Raw genomic sequence first — 16,377 nt, forward strand, 5'->3', positions numbered from 1 at the left:
GATGACGGTATCGGCTTCCGATCGCAGTGGCGCGCTCGATCAGCGTTTCGCGCTCGACGTGCAGGGCGTCGATGCCTTGCGGCGCACGGTGCGCAGCTCGCCTGAAGAAGGGCTGCAGCAGGTCTCGCGGCAGTTCGAGGCGCTGTTCATGAACATGGTGCTCAAGAGCATGCGCGAGGCGACGCCGTCGAGCGGCCTCTTCGACAGCCAGGACCAGAAGGTATACCTGTCGATGTTCGACCAGCAGCTCACGCAGAACCTCTCGGGGCGCGGCGTGGGGCTGGCCGAGGCGATGCTTGCGCAGCTGCGCCGCAGCATGCCGTCGGGCCCGCCCGACGCGCAGGCCGATGCGGAGATCGGCGTGAGGCCGATGCAGCTGGAGCCGCTCGCGCCCGGTTTTCCCCTGGGTGCGCGCGCGGGCATTCCGATCGGTTCGGCGCCCGTCGCCTCGACCGCGCGCACCGCGGACCTCGGCATCTACCAGTTCAATGGCGACCGGCGCGCGCAGGGCACGAGCGCCGGTTCGCTGCAGGGGCAGGTCGACGAGTTCGTGGGCCGCATGGGCGCATCGGCGCAGGCCGCGAGCACGGCCAGCGGCGTGCCCGCGCCGCTGATCCTCGCGCAGGCCGCGCTCGAGTCGGGCTGGGGCAAGCGCGAGATCCGCGCCGACGATGGCACGCAGAGCTTCAACCTGTTCGGCATCAAGGCAGACCGCGGCTGGAAAGGCGCGACGGTCGAGACCACGACCACCGAGTACGTCGACGGCGAGCCGCAGAAGGTGCGCGCGAAGTTCCGCGCCTACGGCTCGTACGAGGAAGCCTTCACCGACTACGCACGCTTCATCACCCGCAACCCGCGCTACGCGAACGTGCTGGCGACCGACGACCCGAACGAGGCGGCCCACGGCCTGCAGCGCGCGGGCTACGCGACCGACCCGCGCTACGGCGAGAAGCTGGTTCGCATCATGCAGAAATTCGGCTGAGCCGCCACAGCGCTCGCCGCACCAAGGAAAAGCCATGGCAGAGACCGCAGCAGCAACCGCAATCCGGCACGCACAGGCGCCGCAACCTCAGGGCGCGGGCACGCGCCTGGAGGTGGTGACCTTCAAGCTTGGCGAAGAGGAATACGGCATAGACATCCAGAAGGTGCAGGAGCTGCGCGGGTACGACGCGGTGACGCGGATCGCGAACGCGCCGGAGTACATCAAGGGGGTGGTGAACCTGCGGGGGATCATCGTTCCGATCATCGACATGCGCATCAAGTTCAAGCTGGGCGAGCCGACGTACGACCAGTTCACGGTGGTGATCGTGCTGAACATCGGAGGTCGTGTGGTGGGGATGGTGGTGGACAGCGTGTCGGACGTGATCACGCTGACGGGAGAGCAGATCAAGCCGGCGCCGGAGATGGGATCGGTGCTGGACGCGGACTACCTGATCGGGCTGGGCACGCTGGAGGAGCGGATGCTGATCCTGGTGGACATCGACCGGCTCATGTCCAGCGAGGAGATGGGCCTGGTCGAGAAGATGGCCGCCTGAGCGTCCGATCCGGGCCCGAACCCACACAACCACGAGACAGAGGTTCCGACAGGAGACACGGACATGATGAAGAACTGGACGGTCGGACGGCGCATGGGCGTCGTCTTCGCATGCGTGCTGGCGCTGGTGGTGCTCATCGCGGGCATCGGCGTGCTCCGGCTGCAGGCCGTGGGTGATGCGACCCAGGCGATGGCCGGCGCCTCGCTGGCCAAGGAGCGGCTTGCGGCCGCATGGCAGCTGGCCACCAACACCAACAGCGTGCGCACCTTCTCGCTGCTCAAGAGCGAAGACCCGGCCGTGCAGGCCTATCTGCAGAAGAACATCTCGGCCACCAGCGCCGTCATCACCGAGACGCAGAAGAAGCTCGAAGCCGTGCTGGCCTCGCCCGAAGAACTGGCGCTGAGCGCCGACATCAAGAAGAAGCGCGGCGAATACGTGGAACTGCGCAACCAGATCCTCAAGCTCAAGGCCGACGGCCGCAAGGAAGACGCGGCCAGGCTGACCGACGCGCAGCTCATGCCCGCGCTGGACGCCTACGACGCGAGCATCCGGGCCATGGTGAGTCTCCAGCAGCAGGAGATCGACAGGACCGCCGCCGCCATCGACGCGAAGTACCGTTCGGGCCGCAGCTGGATCGTGGTGCTCGCCTGTCTGGCACTGGTTGCCGGCACGGCGACCGCATGGCTGCTGACGCGAAGCATCGTGCAACCCATCGGCGAAGCGCTGCTGATCGCCGAGACCGTGGCTTCGGGCGACCTGAGCCAGGAATTCGAAACAGAGCGTGGCGGCGACTTCGGCCGGCTGCTGCGCGGCATGGGCGAGATGGAAGACACGCTGACCGACCTGGTGACGCGCATCAAGGCATCCACGGACTCTATCGCGGTCGCTTCGCGGCAGATCGCGGCGGGGAATCAGGATCTTTCGTCGCGTACGGAAGAGCAGGCGAGCTCGCTGGAGCAGACGGCGGCGTCGATGGAAGAACTGACCTCGACGGTCAAGCAGAACGCGGACAACGCGCGGCAGGCGAACCAGCTGGCCGTGTCTGCATCCGAAGTCGCGGTCAAGGGCGGCAGTGTCGTCTCCCAGGTCGTCGACACCATGGGCTCGATCAATGCCTCGTCCAGGAAGATCGTGGACATCATCGGTGTGATCGACGGCATCGCGTTCCAGACGAACATCCTGGCGCTGAACGCTGCCGTTGAAGCCGCACGTGCAGGTGAGCAAGGCCGGGGTTTCGCTGTCGTGGCTTCCGAGGTTCGCAGCCTTGCACAACGTTCTGCTGCAGCAGCCAAGGAAATCAAGACCCTCATCGGCGACTCCGTGGAGAAGGTCGAAGAAGGCAGCAAGCAAGTGGAAGAAGCGGGCCGCACGATGGAAGAGATCGTGGGCAGCGTCAAGCGCGTGACCGACATCATGGGCGAGATCACCGCGGCGAGCCAGGAGCAGACCTCGGGCATCGAGCAGATCAACCAGGCGATCACGCAGATGGACCAGGTGACGCAGCAGAACGCGGCACTGGTGAAGAAGCCTCCGCAGCGGCTCAATCGCTGCAGGAGCAGGCCGACAGCCTCGTGCGCGCGGTCAGCACTTTCAAGCTCGACGCGCAAGAGGAAGCCCTGCCGGCCTGAAGACCCATGCGCACGCGTATCAGTCCCAGGCGAGCCCTGCGCATCGGCGCGCGCTTCGCCATCCTGCTGCTCCTGCTCGCGATCGCCCTGAGTCTCGGCTTCCAGGCCGGTGCGGGCTACGAGTGGGCGCAGCAGACAGTGTTCGTGCTCGGCGTGGCGGCCTTGTTGACCGCCGTCGCCATCGTCTGGCTCGTCATGCGATCGGTCACGCGTTCCACCCATGACGCAGCCAAGGTGTCCGACCGGCTGGATCGGCTGCTCGAGCACGTCAACACGAAGATTTCCGAAAAAAACCTTTCCCCATGAATTCGCTTCTCAATCTAAAGATCGGCACCCGCCTCGGCGCGGGCTTTGCCGCCGTCCTTCTGCTGCTGGCAGGCATTGCCGGCCTCGGCCTCAGCGCAATGACCGACATCCAGGCGCGGCTCAACGGCATCGTCACCGGCAACAACGTCAAGGTGGTCCTGGTGAACAGGATGCTGGACGCGATCCGCGACATTGCGATCCTCGACGGCAACATGATTCTCCTGACCGACGACGCGGCCATGCGGGCGGAGTCGAAGAAGGTCGCCGCTGCGCGCGAGCGCTTCACCGAAAGCCGGGGCGCGCTGGCCAAGCTGCTCGCCACGCCGGAGGGCAAGGCGCTGCTCGCGCGCATCGACGAGAAGGTGGCGGTGCTCGTGCCCCTGAATGCGCAGATCAGCGAGGCGGCGCTGCAGAACAGGAACGAAGAGGCGACAGCGCTCTTCATCTCCAGGTTCCAGCCCGCCGTGAGGGCCGCGCTCGCGGAACTCGAGGCGATGGCCGAGCACCAGGAGCGGCGCTCCATGGAGGCCAACCAGGAAGCAGGCGAAGGCTATGCGTGGTCGCGCAACCTGATGCTGGCGCTGGCCAGCTTCGCCGTGCTCATCGGCGCAGGCATCGCATGGCTCATCACGCGTTCCATCACCCGGCCCATCGGCCAGGCCGTGCAGGTGGCCGAGAAGGTCGCCGCAGGCGACATCAGCTCGCGCATCGAGGTGGCGTCGAAGGACGAGACCGGCCGGCTGATGCATGCCCTCAGGGAAATGAACGAAAGCCTCGCCAGGATCGTCAGCGAGGTCCGCACGGGCACCGACACGATCGCGACGGCTTCGGCGCAGATCGCTTCGGGCAACCAGGATCTTTCGTCGCGTACGGAAGAGCAGGCGAGTTCGCTCGAACAGACGGCAGCCTCGATGGAAGAGCTGACCTCGACGGTCAAGCAGAACGCGGACAACGCACGGCAGGCGAACCAGCTCGCTGTGTCTGCGTCCGAAGTCGCGGTCAAGGGCGGCAGTGTGGTCTCCCAAGTCGTCGACACCATGGGCTCGATCAATGCATCGTCCAAGAAGATCGTGGACATCATCGGTGTGATCGACGGCATCGCCTTCCAGACCAACATCCTGGCGCTGAACGCTGCCGTTGAAGCCGCACGTGCGGGCGAGCAAGGGCGTGGCTTCGCTGTCGTCGCTTCCGAGGTTCGCAGCCTTGCACAACGTTCTGCCGCGGCAGCCAAGGAAATCAAGACCCTGATCGGCGACTCGGTGGAGAAGGTCGAGGAGGGCAGCAAGCAGGTGGAAGAAGCCGGCCGCACGATGGAAGAGATCGTGGGCAGCGTGAAGCGTGTGACCGACATCATGGGAGAGATCACTGCAGCCAGCCAGGAACAGACCTCGGGCATCGAGCAGATCAACCAGGCCATCACGCAGATGGACCAGGTGACGCAGCAGAACGCGGCACTGGTGGAAGAAGCCTCCGCAGCGGCTCAATCGCTGCAGGAGCAGGCGGGCAACCTCGTCAAGTCCGTGAGCATCTTCAAGCTCGACGCGAACGCCGTGGCCACCGTGCGTCCCGGGTTCACGCACATCGTCCCGATCCCCAAGCCCGCCAGGCCGGCGCCGAAGCGTCTCGCCAAGGCCTTGCCCTCGCGCAAGGAGCCCTCGGCCGCCCCGCAACTCGCCATGACCGGCGACGCCAAGGGTGACTGGACCGAGTTCTGAGTTAACAAATTGAAGGTCCGAGATTCCGATGCCGATAGCGGGGTGACGGTGTTGCGCATGTCGCGCAAGCATGGGTGCCGTCCCCTGTCATCGGAGGAGGAAGTATGAGATTCAAGGACCTGAGAATCAGCACACGCCTGGGGCTGGGCTTTGCGGTGATGCTGTTGCTTGTGGCCTGCATGGCCGGCATCGGGCTATGGAGGCTGGCCAACGTGAGCCAGGCCACGGAGAAGATGATGACCCAGGCGCTGGCAAAGGAACGCCTGGCCGGCGAATGGCAGAGCAATCTCAGGTCGACCTCGGTCGCCACCATTGCCATGATCAAGGCGCCGGATGCCACGCTCGAAGCCTATTTCGCCAAGCTCCAGTCGACCGGCATGGAGCGTATCTCCTCGGTCCAGAAAGAGTTCCAGTCGAGGCTGAGCACGCCGGAGGAGAAAGAGCTCTACGAAAAGATCATGGTCGCGCGAACCAGGGTGCGCGAGATTGTGACGAACCTGACAACGCTCAAGGACCGGGGGCGGATCGAAGAAGCGCAGAAGATGGTCGACACCACCTTCTCCGAGGCGCTGGCAGCTTATGGCATCGCAGTCGACAGGCTTGACCAGCACCAGCATGACGAGATCGACGCGGCCGCCCGCGACATCGCGGAAGACCATGCCGCAGGCCGGATCATGCTGCTGTCGCTGGCTGCCGTTGCCGTCGTGCTGGGTGCGCTGTTCGCGTGGCGCCTGAGCTCGGGCATCGTGCGGCCGCTGGGCCATGCAGTCGAAGTGGCAGAGACCGTGGCTGCCGGCGACCTGCGCGTGGACATCCGCGTTGAAAGCCGCGACGAGGCCGGCCAGCTGATGCAGGCGCTGAAGCACATGAACATGAGCCTTGCCAAGGTGGTCGGCGAAGTCCGCCTCGGCACGGACACGATCGCCACGGCATCGAGCCAGATCGCGTCCGGCAACCAGGATCTTTCTTCCCGCACCGAAGAGCAGGCGAGCTCGCTGGAGCAGACGGCCGCGTCGATGGAACAGTTGACCTCCACCGTCAAGCAGAACGCGGACAACGCGCGGCAGGCAAACCAGCTGGCGGTCTCGGCGTCCGAAGTCGCGACCAGGGGCGGCATGGTGGTGTCGCAGGTGGTGGACACCATGGAGTCCATCAATGCGTCGTCCCGGAAGGTGGTCGACATCATCGGCGTGATCGACGGCATCGCGTTCCAGACGAACATCCTGGCGCTCAATGCGGCCGTCGAGGCAGCCCGGGCAGGTGAGCAGGGCCGCGGCTTCGCCGTCGTGGCGTCGGAGGTTCGCAGCCTGGCTCAACGCTCTGCAGCAGCAGCCAAGGAAATCAAGACCCTGATCGGCGACTCGGTGGAGAAAGTCGAAGAGGGCAGCAGGCAGGTGGAAGAAGCCGGCCGCACGATGGACGAGATCGTCGGCAGCGTGAAGCGTGTGACGGACATCATGGGCGAGATCACGGCGGCGAGCCAGGAGCAGACCTCGGGCATCGAGCAGATCAACCAGGCGATCACGCAGATGGACCAGGTGACGCAGCAGAACGCCGCGCTGGTCGAGGAAGCCTCCGCCGCCGCGCAGTCGCTGCAGGAGCAGGCCGGAAGCCTCGTGCAGACCGTGGGCATCTTCAAGCTGGATCAGGGCGCGGGCATCAGTGCCGCGCAGCGTCCGGGTCCCAGCCGCATCACCCCCGTAGCGAAGCCGGTGAATGCTCTTTACGCGCGCGGACCGGAAGGCAGCGAGAAAGGCTGCGAGCCCGTGCGCCAGCTGGCCATGGCCGGCGCCGACGCTAACGAATGGACCACTTTCTGATAACAAAGGGCTCAACTCTGGCGCGCATGTGCCGATAACAGGACGACGGTGCTGGTGCATCCATCGAATGCGGCGGCCCGGTCTCACGCTAGAAGGAAGAAAGAGGTATGAGCTTGAAGGATCTGACAAACGGCACTCGGCCCGGCCCGGGTTTCGCGGCGGCACCGACGCCGATGGCCCTGACCATGGACTCCGGGTGGATCGATCAGGCGATCGTGCAGATGAACCTGGTCGCGCAGCAGCAGCGCCCGGCCTTGGCCTGAGCGAGGACGAACGGACCATGCGCGTCAATCTTCCCGTCACCGGCATCGAGTACGAACTGTCGCCGGACGCCGCCCTGGTGTCCCGCACCGACATGAAGGGTCGCATCACCTACGTCAACCCCGCTTTCGTCGAGGCCAGCGGCTTCACCGCGGCCGAGCTCATGGGCAAGGCGCACAACATCGTGCGCCACCCCGACGTGCCTCCCGAAGCATTTGCCGACCTGTGGCAGACGCTGGGGCAGGGACTTCCCTGGACCGGCCTCATCAAGAACCGCCGCAAGAACGGCGACTTCTACTGGGTGCTCGCCAACGTCACGCCCATCCGGCGCGACGGCCGTACGCAGGGCTACATGTCCGTGCGCAGCAAGCCGGGGCGCGCCGAAGTGGACGAGGCCGAAGCGCTGTATGCGCGCATCCGCGAGGGCCGGGCGAAGGACATCGAACTGCTGCAGGGCGAAGTGGTCTCGCGCGGCTGGAAGGACCCGCTGGCCCGGCTGCGCCGCATTCCCGTGCGCCAGCGCGTCTTCGGCGCGACCGGCATGGGGGCGCTGCTGTCGCTGGGGCTGGGCGTCTTCGGCTGGATGGAAGCGTCGCGACTGGTTGCCTTCGCCGGTGCGCAGAGCTGGTTGCCGGGCGCCATGGCCGCCGCAGGCGCGGGCTTCGCGCTGGCATGGCTGGGCCTGGGCCAGTTCCTGGTGCGCACTGTGTTCCGGCCGCTCGACGAGGCGGTGCACGTGGCGCGTGCCATCGCGGGCGGCGATCTCGTGCGCTTCGACGTGCGGCGCGGAGACGAAATCACCGGCCTGCTGCGCGCGCTCAACCAGATGAGCGCGAACCTGTTCGCCATCGTCGCGGACGTGGGCGCCAACGTGACGGGCGTGATGTCGGCGTCGAGCCAGATCGCTTCGGGCAACCAGGACCTGTCTTCGCGTACGGAGCAGCAGGCGAGTTCGCTGGAGCAGACAGCAGCCTCGATGGAAGAACTGACCTCGACGGTCAAGCAGAACGCGGACAACGCACGGCAGGCCAATCAGCTGGCTGTGTCGGCCTCTGAAGTGGCAGTGAAGGGCGGCAGTGTGGTCTCCCAAGTCGTCGACACCATGGGTTCGATCAATGCGTCGTCCAGGAAGATCGTGGACATCATCGGTGTGATCGACGGCATCGCGTTCCAGACCAACATCCTCGCGCTGAACGCGGCCGTTGAAGCGGCCCGAGCCGGTGAGCAGGGCCGCGGCTTTGCCGTCGTCGCTTCGGAAGTCCGCAGCCTGGCCCAAAGATCCGCAACAGCAGCCAAGGAGATCAAGACCCTGATCGGCGACTCGGTCGAGAAGGTCGAGGAAGGCAGCAAGCAGGTCGAAGAGGCCGGCCGCACGATGGAAGAGATCGTGGGCAGCGTCAAGCGCGTGACCGACATCATGGGCGAGATCACCGCGGCGAGCCAGGAGCAGACCTCGGGCATCGAGCAGATCAACCAGGCCATCACGCAGATGGACCAGGTGACGCAGCAGAACGCCGCATTGGTCGAGGAGGCCTCGGCCGCAGCCCAGTCATTGCAGGAACAGGCCGATGGACTCGTGAAAGCCGTGCGCGTCTTCAGGGCCGAGGCCGCAGAGGCCGTCGCGGAACCCGCCTGAAGAACCACGCAACCCCAATCAAACCGGAGAAGAAAAGATGCTGAACAAGGCAAGAGATCCCATGCAACAAGCCGCCTCGGGCTCTTCCGCCAACGGCGTGAGCCGCCTGGAGGTGGTGACCTTCAAGCTTGGCGAAGAGGAATACGGCATAGACATCCAGAAGGTGCAGGAGCTGCGCGGGTACGACGCGGTGACGCGGATCGCGAACGCGCCGGAGTACATCAAGGGGGTGGTGAACCTGCGGGGGATCATCGTTCCGATCATCGACATGCGCATCAAGTTCAAGCTGGGCGAGCCGACGTACGACCAGTTCACGGTGGTGATCGTGCTGAACATCGGAGGTCGTGTGGTGGGGATGGTGGTGGACAGCGTGTCGGACGTGATCACGCTGACGGGAGAGCAGATCAAGCCGGCGCCGGAGATGGGATCGGTGCTGGACGCGGACTACCTGATCGGGCTGGGCACGCTGGAAGAGCGGATGCTGATCCTGGTGGACATCGACCGGCTCATGTCCAGTGAGGAGATGGGACTGGTCGAAGCAGCCGCCACTGCCTGAGCCAGGACCACGGCCGGAGCACTGCAGGGTCAGCCCGGTTTTCAACCTTCCACTCTTGAATGTCCGCATCATGAACTTCCTCTCCAACCTTCGCATCGGCAACCGGCTGGCGCTGGCTTTCGCCATCGTCCTGGGCCTGACCGTGGTCTCGACCGCCATCGCGCTGGTCTCGTCGCGCAACAACGCGGAAGCCACGCGGATCATGATGCGCAGTCCGCTCGCGAAGGAGCGGCTCATCTCCGACTGGTACGTACTGACCTACTCGGCCATCGCGCGCACCTCGATGATCGCCCGCACCACCGACGAGAGCCTGCCGGTGGTCTTCGCCGACGTCATCTCCGACAGCGTGAAGAAGGGCAGCGAGACCATCGCCAAGGTCGAGAAGCTGCTGGTGACGGAGGAGGAAAAAGCGATCCTCAAGTCCATCCTCGAACTGCGGGCGAAGTACCAGACGGCGAAGGACGACGTGGGCAAGGCCAAGGCCGGCGGCGACACGGTGGCGACAGCGCGCGTCTTCAAGGAAATCTTCCAGCCGGCCGCCAAGGCCTATGAGACCCGCGTGCTGGATCTGCTGTCGCTGGAGCGCAAGGCCATCGACGACATGAGCGAGGCCATCGACGCGGCCAACACCCGCAGCTTCAACCTGCAGCTGCTGCTGACCGTGCTGGTCGTGATCAGCGGCGGCGTCTTCGCGTTCTTCATCTCGCGCAGCATCGTGCGCCCGCTGGCGCAGGCCGTGCAGGTGGCCGAGACGGTGGCCGCGGGCGACCTGAGCGCGAACATCGAAGTGCGAAGCCGCGACGAGGCGGGGCAGCTGATGGAAGCGCTTCGGAAGATGAACACGAACCTGGCGAAGGTGGTGGGCGAGGTGCGCTCGGGCACGGAAACCATCGCGACGGCTTCGGGCCAGATCGCTTCGGGCAACCAGGACCTGTCTTCGCGCACCGAGCAGCAGGCGAGTTCGCTGGAGCAGACGGCGGCGTCGATGGAAGAGCTGACCTCGACGGTCAAGCAGAACGCGGACAACGCGCGACAGGCGAACCAGCTGGCCGTGTCGGCCTCCGAAGTCGCGGTCAAGGGTGGTGGCGTTGTCTCGCAGGTGGTCGACACGATGGGGTCGATCAATGCATCGTCCAAGAAGATCGTGGACATCATCGGTGTGATCGACGGCATCGCGTTCCAGACCAACATCCTGGCGCTGAATGCCGCTGTCGAGGCTGCGCGCGCCGGCGAGCAAGGCCGAGGCTTCGCAGTCGTGGCCTCGGAAGTGCGCAGCCTGGCCCAGCGCTCCGCCGCAGCAGCCAAGGAAATCAAGACCCTGATCGGCGATTCCGTCGAGAAGGTCGAGGAGGGCAGCAAGCAGGTGGAAGAGGCCGGCCGCACGATGGAAGAGATCGTGAGCAGCGTCAAGCGCGTGACCGACATCATGGGCGAGATCACCGCGGCGAGCCAGGAGCAGACCTCGGGCATCGAGCAGATCAACCAGGCCATCACGCAGATGGACCAGGTGACGCAGCAGAACGCCGCACTGGTCGAGGAGGCTTCGGCGGCGGCCCAGTCGCTGCGTGAGCAGGCCGGCAGCCTGTCGCAGGTGGTGGGCGTGTTCCGCCTTGGTGGCAGCAACGCTGCCGGTCCGGCCCATCGGCTGGCGTTCTCGGCACCGGCGGCATGAGGCAGAAGAAGATGGCAAACAAGACAATGCAGTGGTTCCAGAACCTTCGCGTCACGGTCCGGCTGATCCTGAGCTTCCTCGTGGTCGCGGCAATCGGTGCCGCCGTGAGTGCGCTCGGCATCTTCCACATGGGGCGCATCAGCGCATCGACCGAAGCGCTCTACGCCAACGAGCTTCGCGCCCTGCAGGGCGTACAGGAAGCCAACATCCGCCTGCTGTATGCCAGCCGCGCGCAGATGACGCTGCTGTCGGCCGGCACGCTCGGCGAGCGCAATGCGGGCGCGAACGAGATCAAGGCGTCCATCGAGAATCTCACGGCGCGCGCGGCCGAGGTGAAATCCTTCTTCAGCGAGACCGAAGAAGGCGCGAAGCTGTTCGGCCAGTTCGAAGGACTGATCGGGCCGCTGACGACGCGCATGAATGACTTCGTGACGCTGCTGAAGAAGCAGCCGCTGGACAGCACCCAGTTCGACAGCCAGGTGAGCGAGGACAGCACGCGCCTGCTGAAGGAATCGCGCGGCCTGGAAGAGGTGCTCCAGCGCATGGTCGCCTACAGCAAGGACCATGCACGCGAGCGCGCCGAGCAGGCCGACGGAACCTACAAGGCCTCCAGGCTGACGATGCTGGGTCTGGCGCTGGCCGGCATCGTGGCCAGCGTCGGGCTGGGTGTGCTGGTGGCGCGCCTGATGGGGCGGCAGCTCGGTGGCGAGCCGCAATACGCCGCCGACGTGGTCGGCCGCATCGCCGACGGCGACCTGTCGCTGGCTGTCAGCGCCGACGCCGCGCACGACGGCAGCCTGCTGCACTCCATCCGCAAGATGCAGTCGCAGCTGACGTCGATCGTCGTGGAGATCAAGGATTCGAGCGACACCATCGCCAGGGCTTCGGAGCAGATTGCGGCAGGAAACCAGGACCTGTCTTCCCGCACGGAGCAGCAGGCGAGTTCGCTGGAGCAGACGGCGGCGTCGATGGAGGAGCTGACCTCGACGGTCAAGCAGAACGCGGACAACGCGCGGCAGGCGAACCAGCTCGCGGTGTCGGCCTCCGAAGTGGCGGTGAAGGGCGGCAGTGTCGTTTCACAGGTCGTCGACACCATGGGTTCGATCAATGCCTCGTCCAAGAAGATCGTCGACATCATCGGCGTGATCGACGGCATCGCCTTCCAGACCAACATCCTCGCGCTGAACGCTGCCGTTGAAGCCGCACGTGCGGGCGAGCAAGGCCGTGGCTTCGCCGTCGTCGCTTCCGAGGTTCGCAGCCTTGCACAACGTTCTGCCGCTGCAGCCAAGGAAATCAAGACCCTCATCGGCGATTCCGTGGAGAAGGTCGAGGAGGGCAGCAAGCAGGTGGAAGAGGCCGGCCGCACGATGGAAGAGATCGTGGGCAGCGTCAAGCGCGTGACCGACATCATGGGCGAGATCACCGCGGCGAGCCAGGAACAGACCTCGGGCATCGAGCAGATCAACCAGGCCATCACGCAGATGGACCAGGTCACTCAGCAGAACGCCGCGCTGGTCGAGGAAGCCTCCGCCGCCGCGCAGTCGCTGCAGGAGCAGGCCGGAAACCTCGTGCGCTCGGTAAGCATCTTCAAGCTCGACGCAAGCGGCAGCCATGCCGCGCCCCGGGCGCAAGCCGGAACGCCACCCTTGGCCCATGTCGAACCGTCGCTGCCGACCCCGCAGCAGCTGGCCGTGGCTGGCGACGGCGACTGGCGAGAGTTCTGAACGCGGGCCTGGACCGCAAAGAGAACCGGAACACCGAATCGGCCCTTCAGGCCTCCAAGGAAAAGATCATCAAAGCTTTCTACAACCTCAAGATCGCGACCAAGCTGCTCGTGTCGTTCGTCGCAGTCCTCGTGCTCACGGCCTGCCTGGGCGTGATCTCGATGCTGCAGCTTTCCAAGGTGCACGAGACCTCCACGGAGCTCTCGACCAACTGGCTGCCCGCCACGCGCGCCCTGCTCGAGCTCAAGGGCATGGTGGCGAACTACCGTTCGCAGGAAATGGCGCATGCCCTGTCGGGTTCGTTCAACGAGATGGCCGCGTACGAGAAGGCGATGGACGAATCGTGGGCCGCGCTGCAGAAGACGCGTGCCGAGTACGCGGGCTTCATATCGGAACCCGAGGAGCGCGAGATCTTCCCGGCATTCGAGAAGCTTCTTGCGCAATACGAGCTGGAGCACCGGAAGATCGTCGCCGTCTCGCACACGCAGGACACCGACCAGGCCAGCGCGATGATCCGCGGCAAGTCGCAGCAGCTCAGCCGCGAGATGAATGCCGCGCTCGACAGGCTGACGCAGGTGAATCTCGCGGGCGCGGTCCGCGCTGGCGAGACCGCCAACGCCGTGCACCAGCAGGCCAGGCTTTGGGTGCTGGGCCTGCTGCTGGGCGCCGTGGTTCTGGGCCTCGGGCTGGCGCTGTGGATCGCGCGCATCGTCGCCCGTCCGCTGGAGGAGGCGGTGAAGGTCGCGCAGTCGGTGGCCGGCGGGGACCTCACCAGCCGCATCGAGGCGCGGACGACCGACGAGACCGGGCAGCTGCTCGAAGCGCTGAAGGGCATGAACGACAGCCTCGTGAAGATCGTGAGTGAGGTTCGCACAGGCACCGACACGATCGCGACGGCATCCAGCCAGATCGCCTCGGGCAACCAGGATCTTTCGTCGCGTACGGAAGAGCAGGCGAGTTCGCTCGAACAGACGGCAGCCTCGATGGAAGAGCTGACCTCGACGGTCAAGCAGAACGCCGACAACGCGCGGCAGGCCAATCAGCTGGCTGTGTCGGCCTCGGAAGTGGCGGTGAAGGGCGGCAGTGTCGTGTCCCAGGTGGTCGACACTATGGGCTCGATCAATGCCTCGTCCAGGAAGATCGTCGACATCATCGGTGTGATCGACGGCATCGCGTTCCAGACGAACATCCTGGCGCTCAATGCGGCCGTCGAGGCAGCCCGGGCAGGTGAGCAGGGCCGCGGCTTCGCCGTCGTGGCGTCGGAGGTTCGCAGCCTTGCGCAACGTTCTGCCGCTGCAGCCAAGGAAATCAAAACCCTCATCGGCGATTCCGTCGAGAAGGTCGAAGAAGGCAGCAAGCAGGTCGAAGAGGCCGGCCGCACGATGGAAGAGATCGTGGGCAGCGTCAAGCGCGTGACCGACATCATGGGCGAGATCACCGCAGCGAGCCAGGAGCAGACCTCGGGCATCGAGCAGGTCAACCAGGCGATCACGCAGATGGACCAGGTCACGCAGCAGAACGCGGCACTGGTGGAAGAGGCCTCCGCAGCGGCGCAGTCGCTGCAGGAGCAGGCCGGCAGCCTCGTCCAGTCCGTGAGCATCTTCAAGCTCGACGCGAACGCGGTGGCCACCGCGCGCCCCGGCTTCACGCGCATCACACCGATTCCCAAACCCGCCAAGCCTGCATCGAAGCGCCCCGCCAAGGGCCTGCCCACCCGTCAACAACCCGCAGCAGCCCCGCAGCTCGCCATGGCCGGCGATGCCAAGGGCGACTGGACCGAATTCTGAATAGAGCAAGAGGAAGTCAAATGAACCTGAAGGATCTGAGAATCGGAACCCGCCTGGGCCTCGGCTTTGCAGCCGTTCTGCTCCTGATGGCGGTCATCGCGGCCACTGGCATGCTGCGGCTGGCGAGCGTGGGCAAGGCCACGGAAGACATGATGCAGCGCGCGCTGGTCAAGGAGCGGCTGGCCAACCAGTGGGCCGTGCTGCTCGGGCCCGCGGTCGCGAACTCCTTCGCGATGGTCAAGGCGACCGACCCCAAGTCGATCGCCTATTTCGAGAAGGCGCGGGCCGACAAGTCGGCGCAGATCAACCCGGTGCAGAAGAAGCTCGAGGAGCTGCTGACCTCGCCCGAGGAGAAGAAGCTGTACTCCGCCATCGCCGATCCGCGCAGCGTGGTGCTGACGGTGATCGGGAACATCAACAAGCTCAAGGCCGAAGGCAAGGACGAGGAGGCCATGGTGATGGCGGACACGCAGTTCGCGTCCGCGCTCGCCGTCTACGAGGAGGCCGTGGGCAAGCTCGCCGCCTACCAGCGCGATCGCATCGACGAGTTGGCAAAGGGCATCGAAGCCGATCACACGACCGGCGAGCAGACGCTGCTGGTGCTGTCGGTGATCGCGCTGGCGCTGGGCGCGCTGTTCGCATGGCGCCTGACGGTGGGCATCGTGCGCCCGCTGGGACACGCCGTGGAGGTCGCGCAGACGGTCGCCGCGGGCGACCTGAGCTCGAACATCACTGTGGAAAGCCGCGATGAGACGGGCAAGCTGATGCATGCGCTGCGCGAGATGAATGCGAGCCTTGCGAAGGTGGTGGGCGAGGTGCGCACAGGCACCGAGACCATCGCGACGGCTTCGAGCGAGATCGCTTCGGGCAACCAGGACCTGTCTTCGCGCACCGAGCAGCAGGCGAGTTCGCTGGAACAGACGGCGGCGTCGATGGAAGAGCTGACCTCGACGGTCAAGCAGAACGCGGACAACGCCCGTCAGGCGAACCAGCTCGCTGTGTCGGCCTCCGAAGTCGCGGTCAAGGGCGGCAGTGTCGTTTCACAGGTCGTCGACACCATGGGTTCGATCAATGCATCGTCCAAGAAGATCGTGGACATCATCGGCGTGATCGACGGCATCGCGTTCCAGACCAACATCCTGGCGCTGAACGCTGCCGTTGAAGCCGCACGTGCGGGCGAGCAAGGGCGTGGCTTCGCTGTCGTCGCTTCCGAGGTTCGCAGCCTTGCACAACGTTCTGCCGCGGCAGCCAAGGAAATCAAGACCCTCATCGGCGATTCCGTCGAGAAGGTCGAGGAAGGCAGCAAGCAGGTGGAAGAGGCCGGCCGCACGATGGAAGAGATCGTGGGCAGCGTCAAGCGCGTGACCGACATCATGGGAGAGATCACTGCAGCGAGCCAGGAGCAGACCTCGGGCATCGAGCAGATCAACCAGGCCATCACGCAGATGGACCAGGTGACGCAGCAGAACGCGGCACTGGTGGAAGAAGCCTCCGCAGCGGGTCAATCGCTGCAGGAGCAGGCCAGCAGTCTCGTGCAAGCCGTCAGCATCTTCAAGCTCGACGCCAACGCCGTCGCCACCGTGCGGCCCGGCTTCACGCGCATCACGCCGATTCCCAAGCCGGCCAGGCCGGCACCGAAGCGTCCCGCCAAGGCCCTGCCGACGCGCAAGGAGCCCGCGGGTGCGCCGCAGCTGGCCATGGCTGGCGACGGCAAGGGCGACTGGACCGAGTTCTGAG

Annotated in this window: 12 protein-coding genes and 1 pseudogene; all 13 read left to right on the forward strand. The window is 65.5% G+C overall.

Going from position 1 to position 16,377, the window contains the following annotated elements:
- Nucleotide 1: 1 nt before the first annotated feature.
- The 13 genes and pseudogenes from flgJ (at nt 2) to ACAM57_RS06780 (ending at nt 16,376) form a co-directional block, all read left to right on the forward strand.
- On the forward strand, nt 2-982 hold the full coding sequence (flgJ, locus tag ACAM57_RS06720; protein ID WP_369661079.1) for a flagellar assembly peptidoglycan hydrolase FlgJ: 981 nt from the start codon (nt 2-4) through the stop codon (nt 980-982).
- 34 nt (nt 983-1,016) lie between these two features.
- Nucleotides 1,017-1,535 carry a chemotaxis protein CheW gene (locus tag ACAM57_RS06725; RefSeq protein ID WP_126023289.1) on the forward strand — a complete coding sequence of 173 codons (519 nt, stop codon included), beginning with the start codon at nt 1,017-1,019 and terminating at the stop codon, nt 1,533-1,535.
- Between the two features lie 63 nt (nt 1,536-1,598).
- Nucleotides 1,599-3,163 (forward strand): annotated as a pseudogene (locus ACAM57_RS06730) (methyl-accepting chemotaxis protein).
- Between the two features lie 6 nt (nt 3,164-3,169).
- Nucleotides 3,170-3,469 carry a hypothetical protein gene (locus tag ACAM57_RS06735; protein ID WP_369661080.1) on the forward strand — a complete coding sequence of 100 codons (300 nt, stop codon included), beginning with the start codon at nt 3,170-3,172 and terminating at the stop codon, nt 3,467-3,469.
- On the forward strand, nt 3,466-5,184 hold the full coding sequence (locus ACAM57_RS06740) for a methyl-accepting chemotaxis protein (protein WP_369661081.1): 1,719 nt from the start codon (nt 3,466-3,468) through the stop codon (nt 5,182-5,184). The genes ACAM57_RS06735 and ACAM57_RS06740 overlap by 4 nt, the downstream gene beginning before the upstream one ends.
- Nucleotides 5,185-5,288: 104 nt before the next feature.
- The gene (locus ACAM57_RS06745) at nt 5,289-7,004 is read left to right on the forward strand and encodes a methyl-accepting chemotaxis protein (RefSeq protein WP_369661082.1); all 1,716 of its coding nucleotides are present in this window, start codon (nt 5,289-5,291) and stop codon (nt 7,002-7,004) included.
- Between the two features lie 107 nt (nt 7,005-7,111).
- Nucleotides 7,112-7,267: a hypothetical protein gene (locus ACAM57_RS06750; RefSeq protein ID WP_369661083.1), complete on the forward strand. Its 156-nt coding sequence runs from the start codon at nt 7,112-7,114 to the stop codon at nt 7,265-7,267.
- Between the two features lie 17 nt (nt 7,268-7,284).
- A complete protein-coding gene (locus tag ACAM57_RS06755) occupies nt 7,285-8,901 on the forward strand; it encodes a methyl-accepting chemotaxis protein (protein WP_369661084.1) in 1,617 nt (538 codons plus the stop codon).
- A gap of 61 nt (nt 8,902-8,962) precedes the next feature.
- A complete protein-coding gene (locus ACAM57_RS06760; RefSeq protein WP_369661085.1) occupies nt 8,963-9,457 on the forward strand; it encodes a chemotaxis protein CheW in 495 nt (164 codons plus the stop codon).
- A 70-nt stretch (nt 9,458-9,527) separates the two neighbouring features.
- Nucleotides 9,528-11,129, forward strand: coding sequence for a methyl-accepting chemotaxis protein (locus ACAM57_RS06765; RefSeq protein ID WP_369661086.1), 1,602 nt, complete (start codon nt 9,528-9,530; stop codon nt 11,127-11,129).
- 26 nt (nt 11,130-11,155) lie between these two features.
- Complete coding sequence (locus tag ACAM57_RS06770) at nt 11,156-12,853, forward strand: methyl-accepting chemotaxis protein (RefSeq protein ID WP_369662407.1); 1,698 nt, start codon at nt 11,156-11,158, stop codon at nt 12,851-12,853.
- A gap of 68 nt (nt 12,854-12,921) precedes the next feature.
- Nucleotides 12,922-14,640, forward strand: coding sequence for a methyl-accepting chemotaxis protein (locus ACAM57_RS06775; RefSeq protein WP_369662408.1), 1,719 nt, complete (start codon nt 12,922-12,924; stop codon nt 14,638-14,640).
- 20 nt (nt 14,641-14,660) lie between these two features.
- Nucleotides 14,661-16,376, forward strand: a complete 1,716-nt coding sequence (locus ACAM57_RS06780) for a methyl-accepting chemotaxis protein (RefSeq protein WP_369661087.1) — start codon at nt 14,661-14,663, stop codon at nt 16,374-16,376.
- Nucleotide 16,377 lies beyond the last annotated feature (1 nt).

Source organism: Variovorax sp. V15 (genome assembly GCF_041154425.1).
Classification (GTDB): Bacteria; Pseudomonadota; Gammaproteobacteria; order Burkholderiales; family Burkholderiaceae_C; genus Variovorax; species Variovorax guangxiensis.